Genomic DNA, 15,796 nt, shown 5'->3' with positions numbered 1-15,796 from the left:
TCCAAGGGCCTTTGGGCCTTTGGCGGGGTGGTCCGGAGGGGCAGGGCCCCTCCGGCGACAACCTCAGCCCCGCTTGTCGATCGCGACGAAGTCGCGCGCTGCCGCGCCGGTGTAGATCTGGCGCGGGCGGCCGATGCGCTGGGACGGGTCCTCGATCAGTTCCTTCCACTGGCTCACCCAGCCGACGGTGCGCGCCACCGCGAACAGCACGGTGAACATCGAGGTCGGGATGCCCATCGCCTTGAGGATGATGCCCGAATAGAAGTCCACGTTCGGGTACAGCTTGCGCGACACGAAGTACTCGTCGGTCAGCGCGATCCGTTCCATCTCGATCGCCATGTCGAGCAGCGGCTCGTCCTTGATGCCAAGCTCGGCGAGGACCTCGTGGCAGGTCTCCTTCATGATCTTCGCGCGCGGGTCGAAGTTCTTGTAGACCCGGTGACCGAAGCCCATGAGCTTGGTGTGGGAGTTCTTGTCCTTCACCTCGCTGATGAAGGCCGGGATGTTCTCGGGCTTGCCGATCTCCGCGAGCATCTTCAGCACCGCCTCGTTCGCGCCGCCATGCGCAGGGCCCCACAGGGCGGCGATGCCGGCGGCGATGCAGGCGAAGGGGTTCGCGCCCGTCGAACCCGCCAGGCGTACCGTCGAGGTCGAGGCGTTCTGCTCGTGGTCCGCGTGCAGGATCAGGATGCGATCCATGGCGCGCGAGAGGATCGGGTTGTTGACGTATTCCTCGGCCGGCACGCCGTTCAGCATGTAGAGGAAGTTCTCCGCGTAGCCGAGGTCGTTGCGCGGATACATGAAGGGCTGGCCGATCGAGTACTTGTAGGCCCAGGCCGCGATGGTCGGCACCTTCGCGATCAGGCGGAAGGCCGCGATGCGGCGCTGCTCCGGATCGTTGATATCGAGGTTGTCGTGGTAGAAGGCGGCCATCGCGCCGACCACGCCGCACATCACCGCCATCGGGTGCGCGTCACGGCGGAAGCCGTCGAAGAAGCGGCGCAGCTGCTCGTGCAGCATGGTGTGGCGCGTAACACCCTTGTCGAATTCGGCATACTGCGCCGCGGTCGGCAACTCGCCGTTCAGGAGCAGGTAGGCGACCTCGAGGAAGGAGGACTTCTCGGCCAGCTGCTCGATCGGGTAGCCGCGGTAGAGCAGCACGCCGGCGTCGCCGTCGATGTAGGTGATCGTGCTCTCGCAGGACGCGGTCGCGCCGTAGCCGGGATCGTAGGTGAAGATGCCGAGCTCGTTGTAGAGCTTGCGGATGTCGGCGACCTGCGGGCCGAGCGTCCCGCCGAGCAGCGGCAATGTCGCGCTCTTGTTGGAGCCCTCCATCGTGACGGTGATGGAGCCGGTGGCCTTGCTGCTCATGTGGGGAGTTCCTCGGGGCGTTCGGGCGGGGTGCTGAGGGGCGGCCCCGCCTGTTTGATGCACCGCAAGATAACGGCCGTCACCCTGGCTTGGCAAACGCGGCGGAATGACCGGGAGGATGGAGGCGGTCCGCGGGTTCGACGCATGACATCCGGGTCATGCGTTGCACAAGCGGCGGAACGGGATGCTAGTCGCGCAGGCGCCAGGCCGGCGGCGCGCCGGCGCCGTTCGCCCAGAGGCCCTGCGCGGCGCCGCGGGCGAGGCTTTCCTCGTTGCGCAAAACGCCGCTGCTCGCGATCGCGAAGCCGCCGCGGACGAGAGAGCGATTGAGATCGGCACCCGCCGCGTCGCACTGGCCGAGCCCGCGGCCGAACCCGTCCTGGCCGACGATGCGGCAGGTCACGGGGCGTCCGGAGATGAGCCGCATCAGCGCGGCGGCGGACGCGGCGCCGCAGTCGAAGACCTCACCGCCGCGGCCGCGGCAATCCTCGCCGCGTGTCGGCGCGGCCACACCGGCCAGCCGCACGATCTTGTCGCCGAGCCCGATCGTCTCGCCATCCACGATGCGGATCGCATGCGCTTCGGCATGCCATTCGCGGCTGGTGGGCGCGGAACCGAAGAGGTTCGACGGCACCGCAACTGCCGCGATCACCGGCAGGGCGATCGCTGCGGAAAGCAGGAGCGCCGTGCCGCTCATACGCGGACGGTTCCTGCGGCCTTTGAAGATGCGCCGTCGTTCAAGCACGGTGCGATGGCTATCGCGACGAAACGCCATCTGCAACCCGCCGTTGCAGCCTGTTCCGACAAAATTTGATCGTCATCGTCAACGCGATGAGAGGAAGCGTCGCTAGTCGCCTGACCAGAAACGATCCTTGCCGCTCAGCCGCTCCCACGCCTCCAGGGCGTCGCCGCGATGGTCCGCGACGCGGGCTTCGCACCACCCTTCGATGACGCCCGCAGCCCACATCCGGCCCGCCTGGCCCTGCCCGATGAGGCTCCGCGCGAGGCCTCGCGCCACGGCCGCGTCGTTGGCGATGCCGAGGCCTTCCTGCAACGCGGCAACACGGCGCAGGAAGCGTCGTGCCGCCTTCGGGCCGAAGACGGGCGCGAACACCTCGGCCGCGTAGCGCAGGCGCTTGCCGTCCAGGCGGAGCTCGTGCAGCGCCTCGGACGACAATTGCTCGAAATCCTCGCCGGCGCGACGCAGCCGGTGCCAGCGGCGGTCCAGGATGCTGCGGGCGAACTCCCCGACCCGCGCTTCGAGCGCCGCAAGAGCCTCGCTGGATGCCTCCTCGCGCCAGGGGCGGGCCAGGAGTGTCCCCGTCGCGTCGATCAGCAACATGCGCCACGCCGGCCCGTCGAGCATGGCGAGCACCGCCTCATACGCCGCATGCCGACGCCCTTTGGCGGCGCGGAGCAGGGCGGCGATGCGCGTCTCATCGGGGAAGGCCGTGCTGACCTGACGGCCGATGCCGCCGATGAACACATCCCAGTCCCGTGCCGGGCCGAGCACCGAGAGCACCTCCCGCAGGCGGGCGTCGAGTGCGCGCAGGGGCGGTCCGTCCGTTGCCGCCCGGAAGACGCGCAGCACGGATCGGAGGCGGCGCAGGGCGACCCGTGTCTGGTGCACCGCCTCCGGCCCGCCGTCCTGGCGTATGCGGGCGGATTGCTGGCGAATGACCTCGATCAGGTGGCCGGCGGCACGCAGGAAGGCGTCCTCGACCGTGTCGGCGCCCGAGGTATCGGGAGGGCCGAGCCGATGGGGTCGCGCATCGGTGCCGGTGGCCAGCGCGCGGCCTTCCTCGGCGAGGCAGGCGAGCGGCGGCAGCAGCGGGACGGTCGCAGCGATGCCGTTGGCCGCCGCCAGCACGGCCGGCAGCGTGCCCGTCAGCGAAAGTCGCGCGGTGGGGCGTTCCGCCGCGACGCAGCGCAACCGGCCGACCAGCAGGACGCCGTCGACCGTCTCCCCCGCAAGTCCGAGGCGAAAGGCCAGGCGGCGCCCCGTGAAGGCGGCGACGGCGACGAGCGGGCCGTCTCCGGCCTGGGCCGGCGTCTCATCGGCGGCGAGCGGACGCAGGACCTCGGGCGGCATGCCGGGGTGCCAGGCCGCCGCAGGTTCGGGCAGCGTACGGACCAGGACGCGCGGGCCCCGCTTCGGCGCGGCGACGGTCAGCCCGGCGGCCGCGAGCGCGCCGTCGGCCGTGTCGAGCCACACCGTCTCCGCCGTCGTGGGCCGTGCCCGGTCGCTGCGGTGGGTCTGGAGGAAGGGCAGGCGGGTCAGGCGCTCCGCGGCCTCGACGGGCAGGGTGAAGTCGAGGGTGAGCGCCTCAGGCGATCGGGCGTCCGGTTCCGGCGGGGGCGGGTCGCCGGTGTGGGCTTCCGCCTCGCCCTCCGTTTGGCGGGTTGCGCGGCCGGCTGCCATGGCGGAGATCACAGGGCCATCTCCGGCAGGTCGGCCGGCACCAGGAAGCGCACCAGCCGGCCACCCCCGTCGCCGAGGTCGTGCCATGGCGTGGCAATCGAGAATTCGGCCAGCGCGCAGGTCGGGAAGCCGTCCGCCATGCGTCGGGCCGAGGCCGGGCCGGACGCCATGCCCGCCGCGCCGACCAGCGCCAAAGCGAGGTCCTGCAGACCGGGATTGTGGCCGATCAGCATGATGCTGCGCGCCGTCTCGGGCGCGCGGCGCAGGATGTCGAGGAGCCGCGGCCAGGGTGCCAGGTAGATGTCGTCCATCGGCTCGACGAGTGGGCTGTCGGGGAAGGGCGATATCGCCTCGAGCGTCTGCAGCGTGCGCCGCGCCGAGGAGACCAGCACCACGTCCGGCGACAGGCCGAGGTCGCGCATGGCGCCGGCCATGGCCTGTGCGGCCCGTCGCCCGCGGGCGTTCAGCGGGCGGGCATGATCGGGAAGGGACGGGTCGTCCCAGGAGGATTTCGCGTGCCGGAGAAGAAGGAGCTGACGCATGTCGCCGCGCATCCTGCCACGGCGCGCGCGTCCTGTCGCGGGCGGCGCGGGACCCCTCCCGCTTCCGCGCGCCGCCACCATCTCGCGCGGACGGTCGGCGATCGAGGGTTGCATGTCGGGAACGGTCATCGTGGTGGGCGCGACGGGGGCGGTAGGCGCGGCGCTGGCGCGGCGACGCGCGGCACAGGGGGACCGTGTCGTGCTGGTGGCCCGCGACCCCGAACGGGTTGCTGCGCTGGCGGCGGGGCTGCCGGGCAGCCTCGCCGTGGTGGCGGACGCAATGGACGCGGCGGCGTTGCATGCCGCCGTCGCCGCGGCCGGGCCGTCCGTTTCGGGCCTGGCCTATTGCGCCGGGTCGATCGCGCTGAAGCCGCTGAAGCGGACGCGGGAGGCGGATTTCCTTGATGCCTTCCGGCTGAACGCGCTCGGCGCGGCGATCGCGGTGCAGGCGGCGCAGGACGCCCTTGTCGCGGCAAAGGGGTCGGTGGTGCTGTTCTCGACGGTTGCCGCGCGGGCCGGCTTCCCCAACCATGCCGCCATCGCCGCCGCCAAGGCGGCGGTCGAGGGGCTGACGGTGGCACTCGCCGCCGAGCTGGCACCGGCGGTGCGGGTGAACTGCATCGCCCCCTCGTTGACGCGCAGCGCCATGGCGGCGCCGCTGACCGGGAATGCACAGATGGCCGAGGCGATCGCGAAACAACACCCCATCCCGCGCCTGGGCGAGGGCGAGGATTCGGCGGCCCTCGCCGATTTCCTGCTCTCCCCCGCCGCGGGCTGGATCACCGGGCAGGTCTTTGCCGTGGACGGCGGCCGGTCGACCGTGCGGAGCCGCGGCTGATGCAGCGGCGCGACGCGATCGCCTTGCCCGCGGCGCTGCTCGCCTGGCCGGCGCGCGCGGCGGAGGGCGACATCGCCTTCCGCATCCTCCGCAAGGGCGAGGCCGTGGGCACGCACACGGTGCGCTTCGCGACGCGCGGGGCGGAACGCGTCGCGACCTCGGACCTGGTGATCGCGCCACGGGTCTTCGGCATCGTCGTCTACCGCTATGAGCATCGCTACGAAGAGGTGACGGAGGGCGGCCGCTTCCGCCGCGTGACTTCGCGCCTCAACCGCAACGGCCGCATCGTGGAGGTGCGCGGGGAACGGGTGGCCGGCGCCGTGCTGCTCGACGGAACCGAGGGGCCGCAGCGCCTGCCCGAGGACGCCGCGCCGCTGTCCTGGTGGGAGATGCGCCGCCTCGGCGGCCGCGTGCCGCTGTTCGGCACCACCACGGGCCGCGCCCTGGACCTCGCCTGGGAGACACGACGCGGGGCCGCCGGCGGGCCCGAATTCCAGTGCAGCGGGGAGGTGACGGCATCCGTCGCCTTCGATGCGGCCGGGCGCTGGGTGGGGTTCTCCGCGCGCGGGGACGACGGCACCGACATCGTCTACGCCCCGGCATGACCGGCGGCACGCTGCGCGTGGTGCTGGGTGACCAGTGCGCGCGCGACATCGCGTCGCTGGACGGCCTCGATCCGGCGCGCGACGTGGTGCTGATGATGGAGGTGCAGGCCGAATGCACCTATGTCCCGCATCATCCGCAGAAGATCGTCCTCGTGCTGTCGGCCATGCGGCACTTCGCGCGGGCGCTCGCGGCGCGTGGCGTGCAGGTGGACCTGGTGCGGCTCGACGATCCGGCGAACACGCACTCCTTCCGCGGGGAGGTCTTGCGCGCCTTCGCCCGACACCGGCCCGCGCGCATCGTCGCGACGCATCCCGGCGAATGGCGCGCGCTGCAGGACATGCTGGGCTGGGAGGAGGCGGCGGGCGTTCCGGTCGAGATCCGCGAGGATACGCGCTTCCTCTGCTCCCTGCCGCGCTTCCGCGCCTGGGCGGCTGGGCGGAAGTCGTACCGGATGGAATTCTTCTACCGCGAGATGCGACGCGAGACCGGCCTGCTGATGGACGGCGACGAGCCCGCCGGCGGGAAGTGGAACTTCGATGCGGAGAACCGCGCCGCCCTGCCCAAGGGCCTGACGCCGCCGGAACCGCCGCGCTTCGCGCCCGATGCGATCACGCGCGAGGTGATGGACCTGGTCGCCGCGCGCTTCGGCGCGCATTTCGGCGCCGTCGAGGGCTTCTCTTGGCCCGTCACCGCGAAGGATGCGCGCGCCGCGCTGGTCGCCTTCGTCCGCGACCGGCTGCCGCTGTTCGGCGACTACCAGGACGCGATGGCCACGGGACAGCCGACGCTGTTCCATTCCCTCGTCTCGACCAGTCTCAACACCGGTCTACTCGATCCGATGGAGGCCTGCCGCGCAGCCGAACAGGCCTGGCGCGACGGGCAAGCGCCGCTCAACGCCGCCGAGGGCTTCATCCGCCAGATCCTCGGCTGGCGGGAGTATGTCCGCGGCATCTACTGGCACTTGATGCCGGGCTATGCGCGGGAGAACGCGCTCGGTGCCGACCGCCGGCTTCCGGGCTTCTACTGGGGTGCACCGACGACGATGCGCTGCATCGAACAGGCCGTGGCGCAGACGCGCGACCTCGCCTACGCGCACCACATCCAGCGCCTGATGGTCACCGGCAATTTCGCGCTGCTGGCCGGCATCGATCCGGCCGAGATCAATGCCTGGTATCTCGCGGTCTACGCGGACGCCTTCGAATGGGTGGAACTGCCCAACACCCACGGCATGGCGATCCATGCCGATGGCGGGGTAATGGCGTCGAAGCCCTATGCGGCCTCGGGCGCCTACATCAACCGCATGTCGGATTATTGCGGCGGCTGCGCGCACGACCCGAAGCAGTCGACCGGCCCGCGCGCCTGTCCGTTCAACGCGCTCTACTGGGACTTCATCGCCCGCCACGCGGACCGCTTCGCCGCGAACCCGCGGATGGCCATGCCGCTGCGGACGCTGGCGAAGATGGACCCGCGCAAGGTCGCGGCGATGCGGGCCGAGGCGGCGCGGTTCCTCGCCGCCCTCGACGCCTGACCGCGCGCGTTCCATCCTCCGCCCGGCCCAGCACGACGGAGGACGCCATGACGCAGGATACCGAGATCGAGTGGATGAAGCTCACCTTCGCGGAGCTCAACGCCCACGCGGCGGCGGATGCGCTCGTCATCGTCCCGGTCGCCTCGCTCGAGCAGCATGGGCCGCACCTCGCGACGGGCGTCGACATCATCTGCGCCAGCGGCGTCGCGCAGCGCGTCGCGCGCCGCATGGTCGCGGCCGGCAAGCCTGCCGTGGTCATGCCCTGCGTGTGGACCGGCCTCGCCGAGCATCACGTGCCTTTCGGCGGCACCGTGACGCTCGACTACGACACCTTCGCTGCGGTGCTGAAGGGCGTCGTGCGGTCCGCCGCGCGCGCGGGCTTCAAGCGGGTGATGCTGCTCAACGGCCATGGCGGCAATGCCGAGGCCGTCGCCGTCGCCGGCGGCGAATGCCAGACGGAGTTCGGCCTGAAGGTCGCCGCCGGCACCTATTGGCACCTGGCCGGCGATGCCTTCGCGCCGATCCTCGAACGCCAGTCCAACGTGCTGCACGCCTGCGAGGCCGAGACCTCCATGGTCATGGCCCTGCTGCCCGAGGCGGTGCGCACCGACCGCCTGGCCGAGGCGCACGGGCCGCACTCGACGCGCCCCGAGGGCCAGCCCGCGGCGATGATCCGCCGGCGGTCGTTCAAGGAGATCACGCCCTCCGGCGTGATCGGCGACGCACGCGCGGCGACCGCGGCGAAGGGCGAGGCGCTGCTGGACGCCGCGGCCGAACGCATTGCCGACGAACTCGGCAACGCGCGGCTCTGGGGCTAGAGAGGCACGGGCGCGCCGGGCGTCGGCGCGCCCTTGGGTCAGTAGGTCGCGATCACCGCCGGATCGTTGGCATCGTTCGGATCGAACCAGCCGGTCGAAACGCCGGCGTCGGTGTTGCACACGTAGTTCCAGAACGACTGCCTGTGGTTCCCGATGTACTGGATGCCATTCCACGGATCCAGGATCGTGAGGTCGCGACCGTCCTTCGTGGGACCGACGCAGACGGTCCAATGTCCGCCGTTGGACCGCTCGCCGCGCCGTCCCCACCACCAGCCGACGATGGCGGGCCGCTTCGAGGAGGATTTCTGGAGAGCGTCCAGAACGGCGGCCGCGTTCCCCGCGACCGTCCGTGCCGTCGTGATGGGCGACGGTTGAGCCTTCAGGATCTGGACCAGCGGTGCGGCCTCGGAGCCATTCCGCGTCCAGTCGTGCAGGCCGCCGGCACTGCGGCTGATCGCCGATATGCCGGCGTTGAGCCGCCCGCGTTCGGCGAGTGCGACGAGCCCGCGGAAGACATCTTCCGAGATCTGGTATCGCGCCGCCGGGTTCCAGAGCTGCTTCATGATCAGCACGCAGGCGGGACCGCACGAATTGCCCCGCTTCTGCAGGACGAACTCGAACCAGTTCCCGTCGCGATTCTTCTCGCGAACCCATTTGCCAGCTTCATAGACCACGGCGACTCATCCTCCATGCGGGCGACGATCGGCGGGGGCTGAACCACGGCCGACGCGTCGCGAACCAGGAGCCGGTTGGAAGGAGGACGCCGCCCAGAGCCATCGCAACGGCCGTGCGCCTCACCTGCCCGACAGTACGTCCGTGGCTTGCTCGCTCGGCCTTCGATGTCCAACCGAAGACCGCAAGATATCAATCTCAAGACGATCAGGCGTCAAGGTGGGATCGGGCTACCGCGCCACGCGCCGCCGCTGTTCCGGATGCAGCGTCTTGCCCAGGATATGCGCGTTCGATCCGATGACATGGGCCGTCGAACCGACGATCAGCGGATCGGGTTCGTGCACCACGCCGTCATCCTTGCCATCATAGCGCAGGTTGTAGAGGAAATGGCGCATCGCCTCGATCCGGGCGCGCCGCTTGTCGTCGGACTTCACGATCGTCCAGGGGGCGTCGGCGGTGTCGGTATAGAAGAACATCGCCTCCTTCGCCTCGGTGTAGTCGTCCCACTTGTCGAGGCTCGCCTTGTCGATCGGCGAGAGTTTCCACTGCTTCAGCGGATCGGTTTCGCGTGCCTTGAATCGGCGCAGCTGTTCGTCGCGCGTCACGCTGAACCAATACTTGAACAGGCGCAGGCCGGAGCGGACCAGCATGCGTTCGAGGTCCGGCGCCTGGCGCATGAATTCGAGGTAGTCGGAGGCGGAGCAGAATCCCATCACGCGCTCGACGCCGGCGCGATTGTACCAGGAGCGATCGAAGAACACGATCTCGCCGCCCGAGGGCAGGTGCTTCACATAGCGCTGGAAGTACCATTGCGACCGTTCCTGGTCGGACGGCTTCTCGAGCGCTACGATGCGCGCGCCGCGCGGGTTCAGGTGCTCCATGAAGCGCTTGATGGTGCCGCCCTTGCCGGCGGCGTCGCGGCCTTCGAACAGCACCGTGATGCGTTCATTCGCCGTCTTGATCCAGTTCTGCGCCTTCAGCAGCTCGACCTGCAGCGGCATGATGCGGGCGACGTACTCCTTCTCGGTCAGCCGCGTGGCGTAGGGATAGGCGCCGGTCTCGAAGGCGCGGCGGATCGCCTCGGCGTCGCGGGCGGGCCGGTGCGGTCGCTTCTCGGGCGTCGCGAGCGCTGCGGCGGCATCGGTGATGGAACGCGCGCCCTCGGCGGCGCCGTTCGGGGGAGTCTCCTGATCCATGCAACCTCCACGGCGGCGCCCGGGATAGGGCGGCTGTGTCATCAATCCGTCATCGCGGCCGCGTGTCCTTGCGGTGCATCAACGAAGACCTCCTCCAGGCGAAAATCCCGCCAGGCGAGCGCGCCGCCCTTGCCGGCGCCCGTGTCGAGGAAGATGGCACGCCCCCCGCGCGCGCCGGTGAGGATGAGCGGCCGCCCGTCGCGGGACCGGTTGTCGTGCCCGACCAGCACGGTCAGGCCCGGAGGAATGCGATCGACCCAGCCGGTGAGGCGGATCGGGAAGCCATCGGCGCCCCGCACGCCGGTCACCTGGCCGAAGATCGCACGGCCGACCAGTCCCTCCGCCTTGCGTGTCCCGGCATCCGGCGGGGCGGGATGCAGCAGCATCGCGTCGTGGAAAGCGGCATGCACGCAGAAGAGCCGGCCGATCAGGAGCCAGGCCGGTGCGCGGCCGATATGGACCATGGCGCGTTCGCGCAGCGCCGCAGCGTCCGGCGCGGCAGCCATCTGGTCCAGCGTGCGGCCGAGCCCGGCGGCCTCGATGCGGATCTTCTCGCCCGCCAGGGCGCGGCGCAGCTTGTGGTCGTGGTTGCCGAGGAGGAAGAGACCGCGTTCGGCTTCCACCAGGTCGAACATCATCCGCAGCACGGCAGGGCCGTCGCTGCCGTGGTCGGTGAGGTCGCCGAGCTGGACGATGTAGAGGCCGGCCGCCTCCGCGCCCGCCACGGCGGCCGCGAAGCCGCGCACGTCCCCATGCACGTCGCCGACGATGCGCACGCCCTTGAAGCCGGCCGCGCGCAGGCTGTCGGGCGTGACGATCATGCCGCGTCCGCGCCCTTGATCTCCGCGAAGGCGGCGAGTGCGCGGGCGCGCCCTTCGGCAAGGTCGACGATCGGCGCGGGATAGGTCTTCCCCAGCACGATGCCGGCACCGCGCAGCACGATCTCCGGCGCTTCGTGCACGCGATGGATCCAGCGGTCCGGCAGCCTCGCCAGCTCGGGGCACCAGCGACGGACATAGGCGCCGTTCGCGTCGAACTTCTCGCCCTGCAGTACCGGGTTGAAGATGCGGAAATAGGGCGCGGCATCCGCCCCGCAGCCCGCCACCCACTGCCAGGAGGCACTGTTCGCCGCGAGGTCGGCATCGACCAGCGTGTCCCAGAACCAGGCCTCGCCGTCCTGCCACGGCTGCAGCAGGTGCTTCACGAGCAGGGAGGCGGCGATCATGCGGACCCTGTTGTGCATCCACCCGGTTTGCCAGAGCTGGCGCATGCCGGCATCGACGATCGGAAAGCCGGTGCGGCCCTGCTGCCAGGCGCGCAGCAGCGCGGCGTCGCGACGCCAGGGGAAGGCGGCGAACTCGGGCCGCAGCGGCGTCTCGGGCATTTCCGGGCGGTGCCAGAGCAGGTGGTGGGAGAATTCCCGCCAGAGCACTTCCTTGAGGAAGGTCTCGAGCCCGCGGCCGCCCCTGTCCCGCGCCGCGTGCCAGACCTGGCGGGGCGAGATCTCGCCGAGATGCAGATGCGGAGAGAGGCCGGAGGTTCCCCAGATCACCCCGGGATCGTTGCGCCGCGCGGCGTAGCCGTCGAGGCCCTCCTCGAGAAACGCGGCCATGCGCGCGGCGGCGCCCGCCTCGCCGGGTTGCCAGTGATCGCGGAAACCCGCGGCCCAATCCGGCACCGGCGGCTTCGGCAGCAGGCCGAGCGCGTCGAGAGCGAGGCCGGCCGGCGCCCCGGTTGCCGGACGAAGCCGTGTCGGCGCCGGGATCGGCGGCGGCAGGCCGTCGAGCAGGGCGAAGACCGCGCGGGAGAAGGGCGTGTAGACGCCGTAAGGACCGCCGCTGCCGGTCCGCACCAGATGAGGCTCATGGAGCAGCGCCGTCCGGTGAAGGACCAGGCGCCGACCGGTCGCGTCGAGGGCCACGTGTGTCTCGGCGTCGCAGCGACGTCCGGCCGGTTCGGTGCGGCGATCGGCATGGACCTCGGTCGCGCCGGTCGCGTCGGCCAGGCCGGGCAGGATCTGCCGCGGGTCCCCGCGCAGGATCAGCAGCGGCGTGCCCGCCGCGGCCAGGGAGGCCGACAGGGCGGCCAGGCTGTGGTGCAGCCACCAGCGCGCCGCGCCGCCGGGCGCCCAGGGGCCGTCCTCGAGGATGTAGACTGGCAGCACGGGCCGGTCGCCGATGGCGGCGAGGGCCGGGTTGTCCGCCAGCCGGAGGTCCTGGCGGTACCAGAGAATCGCAGGGTCACTCATGCGACGAATCTGGGGTGTCCTGAGCGTGCGTCACGGGGTGGTCGCGAGTCTGCAACATGCGCTGGCGCGCATGGGCGGCCCGCCGTCGATGCCGCCCGCCGCGTCAATGCGTCTCCATGGTCGTCCGCAGGCGGGCCATCAGGGCCTCCCGCGCCGCGGTGTCCGGCGCCTTTTCGAGCGCATCCTCGATCGCGAGCAGCAGGGCGGCGCGCTTGTTGTGCCAATCGGGCCTGCCGGCCGCGGCCGGATCCGGGCGGCGGCGCGCCGCATCCCGCGGCCGCGCCGGGCTGCCCTTCGGCAGGATGAAGGTATCGTCCAGCGCGGGCTGCAGGACCTGACCCGGCCGAGCCACGCCGTCCGCGGTGAGGCGCGCCGCAAGCGCCTCCATCGCCGGCGGTTCACCATGCACCAGGAAGACGCTTCCCCCGACCGGCGCGCGCGCCTTCAGCCAGGCGGCCAGTTCCGGTGCGTCCGCGTGGCCGGAGTAATCGCGGATCTGTCGGATCCTGGCGCCCACGCGGATGGTCTCGCCCTGGATGCGCACCTCCTCCTTGCCGTCCAGCAGCAGCCGGCCGAGCGTGCCCTCGGCCTGGAAGCCGGTCATCAGCACCGTCGCTTCGGGGGCCCAGAGCCAGCGCTTGAGGTGGTGGCGGATGCGGCCCGCATCGCACATGCCGGACCCGGCGATGACGATGTGGAAGCCTTCCATCTCCGCGATGCGGCGCGACTGCTCGCCGCTCTCGGTGAACTGCAGCAGGGGGGACCGCAGGGCACGGCGCACCGACCGACCGTTCTCGAGCGAGGCCGCGTGTTCGAGGAACACCTCGGTCGCGCGGATGGCGAGCGGGCTGTCCACCACGATCGGCGCCTTCGGGATGCGCCCCGACTGCATCAGCGTGACCAGGTCCCAGCAGATTTCCTGGGTGCGTTCGACCGCGAAGGCCGGGATCAGCAGGGCGCCGTCGGGGTGCATCGCCTCGCGCACCAGCCCTTCGAGGCGCGCGCGCCGCTCGGCGTGGTCGACGCAGGGCTTGTCCTCGTCGCCATAGGTGCTCTCGAGGAAGACGTGGTCGAGCGCCTCGGGCCCCTGCGGATCATGCTGGAAGACCGAGCAATCCGGGCCGAGGTCGCCCGAGACCAGCACGCGGACGGTCTCCTCCTCCTGGAACTCCAACTCGATCGAGGCCGATCCGAGCATGTGCCCGGCGTTCCACCAGCGGGCGCGGACGCCGGGCAGTTCGTCGAACTCCAGCCAGCGATCCATCGGGACGCTGCGGAAGGCGCGCAGGGACGCGACGGCGTCGTTGGCGGTGTAGATCGGCTCGACCTCGCCGCGGCCCCGGCGGCGGTTCCGGAGGTTGAGGTGCTTCACCTCCATCTCCTGCACATGCCCCGAGTCCGGCAGCATCACGGCGCAAAGGTCGACGGTGGGCCCGCTGGTGTGGATCGGGCCGCGGAAGCCTTCCTTCACAAGCTTCGGCAGCAGGCCGGAATGATCGATATGCGCATGCGTCAGCAGGACGGCCGCGATGTCGCGCGGGCGGTAGGGGAAGGGCTCCCAGTTCAGGGCCTTCAGCGTCTTGGGGCCCTGGAACATCCCGCAATCGACCAGGAAGCGGGTGCGCGGCGTTTCGAACAGCAGCGACAGGCCGGTGACGGTGCGGGCGGCGCCGCAGGCGCGGACGGTGACGGGCATGGTGGCTACTCCGCGGTCACGCCGCCATCGACCGGCAGCGCGATGCCGGTGATGCCGGACGATGCGGCCGAGAGGAGGAACACCGCCGGGCCGGCGATGTCATCGGGTTCCATGATGCGGCCGAGCGGGATGCGCTTGCGCGTCGCGGCGACGAAGGCCTCGTCGGCCATCAGGTCGGCGGCGAGCGGCGTGTTCACCAATCCCGGGCAAACGGCGTTCACGCGGATGCCGAGCGGACCGAGCTCCAGCGCCATCGCGCGCGTCAGCCCCATCAGCGCGTGCTTGGTGGCGGCATAGAGGCTGCGGTTCCGCGCGCCGACCAGCCCGGCGACCGAGGCGATGTTGACGATCGCGCCCTTCGTGCCGGCCCTGGCCATGCCGCGCGCGACCTCCTGAGCGACGATGGTCGCGCCCTTCACGTTGAGCCCGAGCACGCGGTCCATCTCGGATTCGCTCGCTTCCAGGAAGGGTTCGCGCGTTACGCTGCCGGCGTTGTTCACCAGGCCGTCGAGGGGGCCGGCCATGGCGACCGCGCGGCGGATGTCCGCGGCGTCGGCGGCGTCGAAGGGCAGGGTCGTCGACCGTCCGCCGTCGCGGTCGATCAGCGCCGCCACCTCGTCCAGTCCGGCGCGGCGGCGCGCGGCGATGACCACCTCGGCACCGCTCGCCGCCGCGGCGAGGGCGATGGCGCGACCGATGCCACGCGAGGCGCCGGTGACGAGGATCCGGCGTCCGTCGAGACGAAAATCAGGGGCGGCGAGGGTCATGGCGTCTCCCGCGCGGGCAGATGTCCCGCGATGTTGTCGGAACCCAGTCTCGACGTTGCGCGGAAAGGCGCAACGGGCTGCGTTCCGCCTCTCCCTGCCATGCGTTGCTAGGCCCCTCTATCCATTCGATTGTTCTTGATCTATCGCAACACCCGAACGACACTCCCACCGCCCGGGTCGGGCATGGGGAGATGCGGCCCAGAGGGCCGTCAGCGGCAGGTGAAGGCGCATCATGCATCCACTCGACGCTACGCGCGCCCTGATGGACGGCCTCGGAAGCGACGCAAGCGTCTGTATGAAATGCGGTTCCCGGTCGGTGGGCCTGTGCGCGCCGCTGGATGCCGCTGCGCTCGACGACATGGCGGGTGAAAGCGAGCGCCTGGCGCTCGACCCCCGCGATGCGATCTTCCACCAGGGCGACCCTGCGCGCCACGTCTTCACCCTGACCGAGGGCATGGCGCGGCTGACCCGCGTCCTGCCCGATGGCCGCCAGGCCGTGATCGGCTTCCGCTTCGCCGGCGACATCCTCGGCTTCACGCCCGAGACGGAACACGCCTTCGGCGCCGAGATGCTGACGCGGGGCAATGTCTGCCGCCTGGACCGCCGCCGGCTCGAACAGCTCTTCCGTCGCTATCCGGCGATGGAACGCCGGTTCCTCGATCTCTGCCTGCGGGAACTGGCCCAGAGCCAGGACCATATCCTGGCCCTCGGGCGGTTCAGCGCCGAGGAGCGGGTCGCCGCCTTCCTGGTGTCGCTGGCCGAGGCACAGGAACGGCGCGGGCATGTCGGCCCCGTCTTCGAGCTGCCGGCGACGCGCGCCGACATGGGCGAGTTCCTCGGCCTGACGCTCGAGACGGTAAGCCGGGCGATTTCCGCCTTCCGCAAGCGCGGCTGGATCCGCCTGCACGGGCATTCCGGTATCGAACTGGTGGACCGGGTCTCCCTCATCCATCTCGGGAGCGGCGAGGGCGCCGACGCCGCCTAGGCGCGCACTACTCCCGCGCGTGCTGCCAGTTTCCATTTCAACCTGGACATGATATTTCCATAGAAAGTGATGCGTCCCCTGGCGCATGAAAATGGGCCGTTTCGGCC

At 70.9% G+C, this 15,796-nt stretch carries 15 protein-coding genes; 5 read left to right on the top strand and 10 right to left on the bottom strand.

From position 1 onward, the window contains the following. Positions 1-63 precede the first annotated feature (63 nt). The 4 genes from GWK16_RS12775 to GWK16_RS12760 form a co-directional block, all read right to left on the bottom strand. Entirely contained in the window at positions 64-1,371 is a 1,308-nt protein-coding gene (locus tag GWK16_RS12775; protein ID WP_170054335.1) for a citrate synthase, read from the bottom strand. Positions 1,372-1,558: 187 nt separating this feature from the next. Beyond that, positions 1,559-2,068 (bottom strand): thermonuclease family protein, encoded by a 510-nt coding sequence (locus GWK16_RS12770; protein WP_170054334.1) that lies wholly within the window; start codon positions 2,066-2,068, stop codon positions 1,559-1,561. 150 nt (positions 2,069-2,218) lie between these two features. Further along, positions 2,219-3,793: a CYTH and CHAD domain-containing protein gene (locus GWK16_RS12765; protein WP_170054333.1), complete on the bottom strand. Its 1,575-nt coding sequence runs from the start codon at positions 3,791-3,793 to the stop codon at positions 2,219-2,221. An 8-nt stretch (positions 3,794-3,801) separates the two neighbouring features. Beyond that, complete coding sequence (locus tag GWK16_RS12760; protein WP_170054332.1) at positions 3,802-4,335, bottom strand: SixA phosphatase family protein; 534 nt, start codon at positions 4,333-4,335, stop codon at positions 3,802-3,804. Positions 4,336-4,447: 112 nt separating this feature from the next. Between GWK16_RS12760 and GWK16_RS12755 the strand changes: the two genes are divergently transcribed. From GWK16_RS12755 to GWK16_RS12740, 4 genes are read left to right on the top strand one after another with little or no spacing between them, the layout of a single operon-like run. Next, positions 4,448-5,173, top strand: coding sequence for an SDR family NAD(P)-dependent oxidoreductase (locus GWK16_RS12755; protein WP_170054331.1), 726 nt, complete (start codon positions 4,448-4,450; stop codon positions 5,171-5,173). Continuing rightward, on the top strand, positions 5,173-5,778 hold the full coding sequence (locus GWK16_RS12750) for a DUF6134 family protein (RefSeq protein WP_170054330.1): 606 nt from the start codon (positions 5,173-5,175) through the stop codon (positions 5,776-5,778). Before GWK16_RS12755 ends, GWK16_RS12750 begins: the two co-directional genes overlap by 1 nt. Further along, positions 5,775-7,307 carry a cryptochrome/photolyase family protein gene (locus tag GWK16_RS12745; RefSeq protein ID WP_170054329.1) on the top strand — a complete coding sequence of 511 codons (1,533 nt, stop codon included), beginning with the start codon at positions 5,775-5,777 and terminating at the stop codon, positions 7,305-7,307. Before GWK16_RS12750 ends, GWK16_RS12745 begins: the two co-directional genes overlap by 4 nt. A gap of 47 nt (positions 7,308-7,354) precedes the next feature. Beyond that, entirely contained in the window at positions 7,355-8,125 is a 771-nt protein-coding gene (locus GWK16_RS12740) for a creatininase family protein (protein ID WP_211187345.1), read from the top strand. Positions 8,126-8,163: 38 nt separating this feature from the next. On the opposite strand, the gene GWK16_RS12735 is transcribed toward GWK16_RS12740, so the two are convergent. The 6 genes from GWK16_RS12735 to GWK16_RS12710 form a co-directional block, all read right to left on the bottom strand. Next, entirely contained in the window at positions 8,164-8,799 is a 636-nt protein-coding gene (locus GWK16_RS12735) for a papain-like cysteine protease family protein (RefSeq protein ID WP_170054328.1), read from the bottom strand. Positions 8,800-9,027: 228 nt separating this feature from the next. Further along, the gene (ppk2, locus tag GWK16_RS12730; protein WP_211187343.1) at positions 9,028-9,993 is read right to left on the bottom strand and encodes a polyphosphate kinase 2; all 966 of its coding nucleotides are present in this window, start codon (positions 9,991-9,993) and stop codon (positions 9,028-9,030) included. Positions 9,994-10,034: 41 nt separating this feature from the next. After that, a complete protein-coding gene (locus GWK16_RS12725) occupies positions 10,035-10,814 on the bottom strand; it encodes a metallophosphoesterase (RefSeq protein ID WP_170054326.1) in 780 nt (259 codons plus the stop codon). Next, the gene (locus GWK16_RS12720; protein WP_170054325.1) at positions 10,811-12,241 is read right to left on the bottom strand and encodes a cryptochrome/photolyase family protein; all 1,431 of its coding nucleotides are present in this window, start codon (positions 12,239-12,241) and stop codon (positions 10,811-10,813) included. Before GWK16_RS12720 ends, GWK16_RS12725 begins: the two co-directional genes overlap by 4 nt. Positions 12,242-12,344: 103 nt before the next feature. Further along, a complete protein-coding gene (locus tag GWK16_RS12715) occupies positions 12,345-13,937 on the bottom strand; it encodes an MBL fold metallo-hydrolase RNA specificity domain-containing protein (RefSeq protein ID WP_170054324.1) in 1,593 nt (530 codons plus the stop codon). A 5-nt stretch (positions 13,938-13,942) separates the two neighbouring features. Continuing rightward, entirely contained in the window at positions 13,943-14,704 is a 762-nt protein-coding gene (locus GWK16_RS12710; RefSeq protein WP_170054323.1) for an SDR family NAD(P)-dependent oxidoreductase, read from the bottom strand. Between the two features lie 316 nt (positions 14,705-15,020). Between GWK16_RS12710 and GWK16_RS12705 the strand changes: the two genes are divergently transcribed. After that, complete coding sequence (locus GWK16_RS12705) at positions 15,021-15,689, top strand: helix-turn-helix domain-containing protein (RefSeq protein ID WP_211187342.1); 669 nt, start codon at positions 15,021-15,023, stop codon at positions 15,687-15,689. Positions 15,690-15,796 lie beyond the last annotated feature (107 nt).

This window comes from Neoroseomonas marina, assembly GCF_012927745.1.
GTDB lineage: Bacteria > Pseudomonadota > Alphaproteobacteria > Acetobacterales > Acetobacteraceae > Neoroseomonas > Neoroseomonas marina.
Note: the sequence above shows the minus strand (reverse complement) of the source record. Positions and strands in the feature narration are given on the sequence as shown.

Coding starts and splice junctions, on each gene's coding strand:
- GWK16_RS12715 (WP_170054324.1), bottom strand. CDS start 13,937: ATGCCCGTCACCGTCCGCGCCTGCGGCGCCGCCCGCACCGTCACCGGC.
- GWK16_RS12765 (WP_170054333.1), bottom strand. CDS start 3,793: ATGGCAGCCGGCCGCGCAACCCGCCAAACGGAGGGCGAGGCGGAAGCC.
- GWK16_RS12740 (WP_211187345.1), top strand. CDS start 7,355: ATGACGCAGGATACCGAGATCGAGTGGATGAAGCTCACCTTCGCGGAG.
- GWK16_RS12710 (WP_170054323.1), bottom strand. CDS start 14,704: ATGACCCTCGCCGCCCCTGATTTTCGTCTCGACGGACGCCGGATCCTC.
- GWK16_RS12775 (WP_170054335.1), bottom strand. CDS start 1,371: ATGAGCAGCAAGGCCACCGGCTCCATCACCGTCACGATGGAGGGCTCC.
- GWK16_RS12720 (WP_170054325.1), bottom strand. CDS start 12,241: ATGAGTGACCCTGCGATTCTCTGGTACCGCCAGGACCTCCGGCTGGCG.
- GWK16_RS12755 (WP_170054331.1), top strand. CDS start 4,448: ATGTCGGGAACGGTCATCGTGGTGGGCGCGACGGGGGCGGTAGGCGCG.
- ppk2 (WP_211187343.1), bottom strand. CDS start 9,993: ATGGATCAGGAGACTCCCCCGAACGGCGCCGCCGAGGGCGCGCGTTCC.
- GWK16_RS12725 (WP_170054326.1), bottom strand. CDS start 10,814: ATGATCGTCACGCCCGACAGCCTGCGCGCGGCCGGCTTCAAGGGCGTG.
- GWK16_RS12750 (WP_170054330.1), top strand. CDS start 5,173: ATGCAGCGGCGCGACGCGATCGCCTTGCCCGCGGCGCTGCTCGCCTGG.
- GWK16_RS12745 (WP_170054329.1), top strand. CDS start 5,775: ATGACCGGCGGCACGCTGCGCGTGGTGCTGGGTGACCAGTGCGCGCGC.
- GWK16_RS12760 (WP_170054332.1), bottom strand. CDS start 4,335: ATGCGTCAGCTCCTTCTTCTCCGGCACGCGAAATCCTCCTGGGACGAC.
- GWK16_RS12770 (WP_170054334.1), bottom strand. CDS start 2,068: ATGAGCGGCACGGCGCTCCTGCTTTCCGCAGCGATCGCCCTGCCGGTG.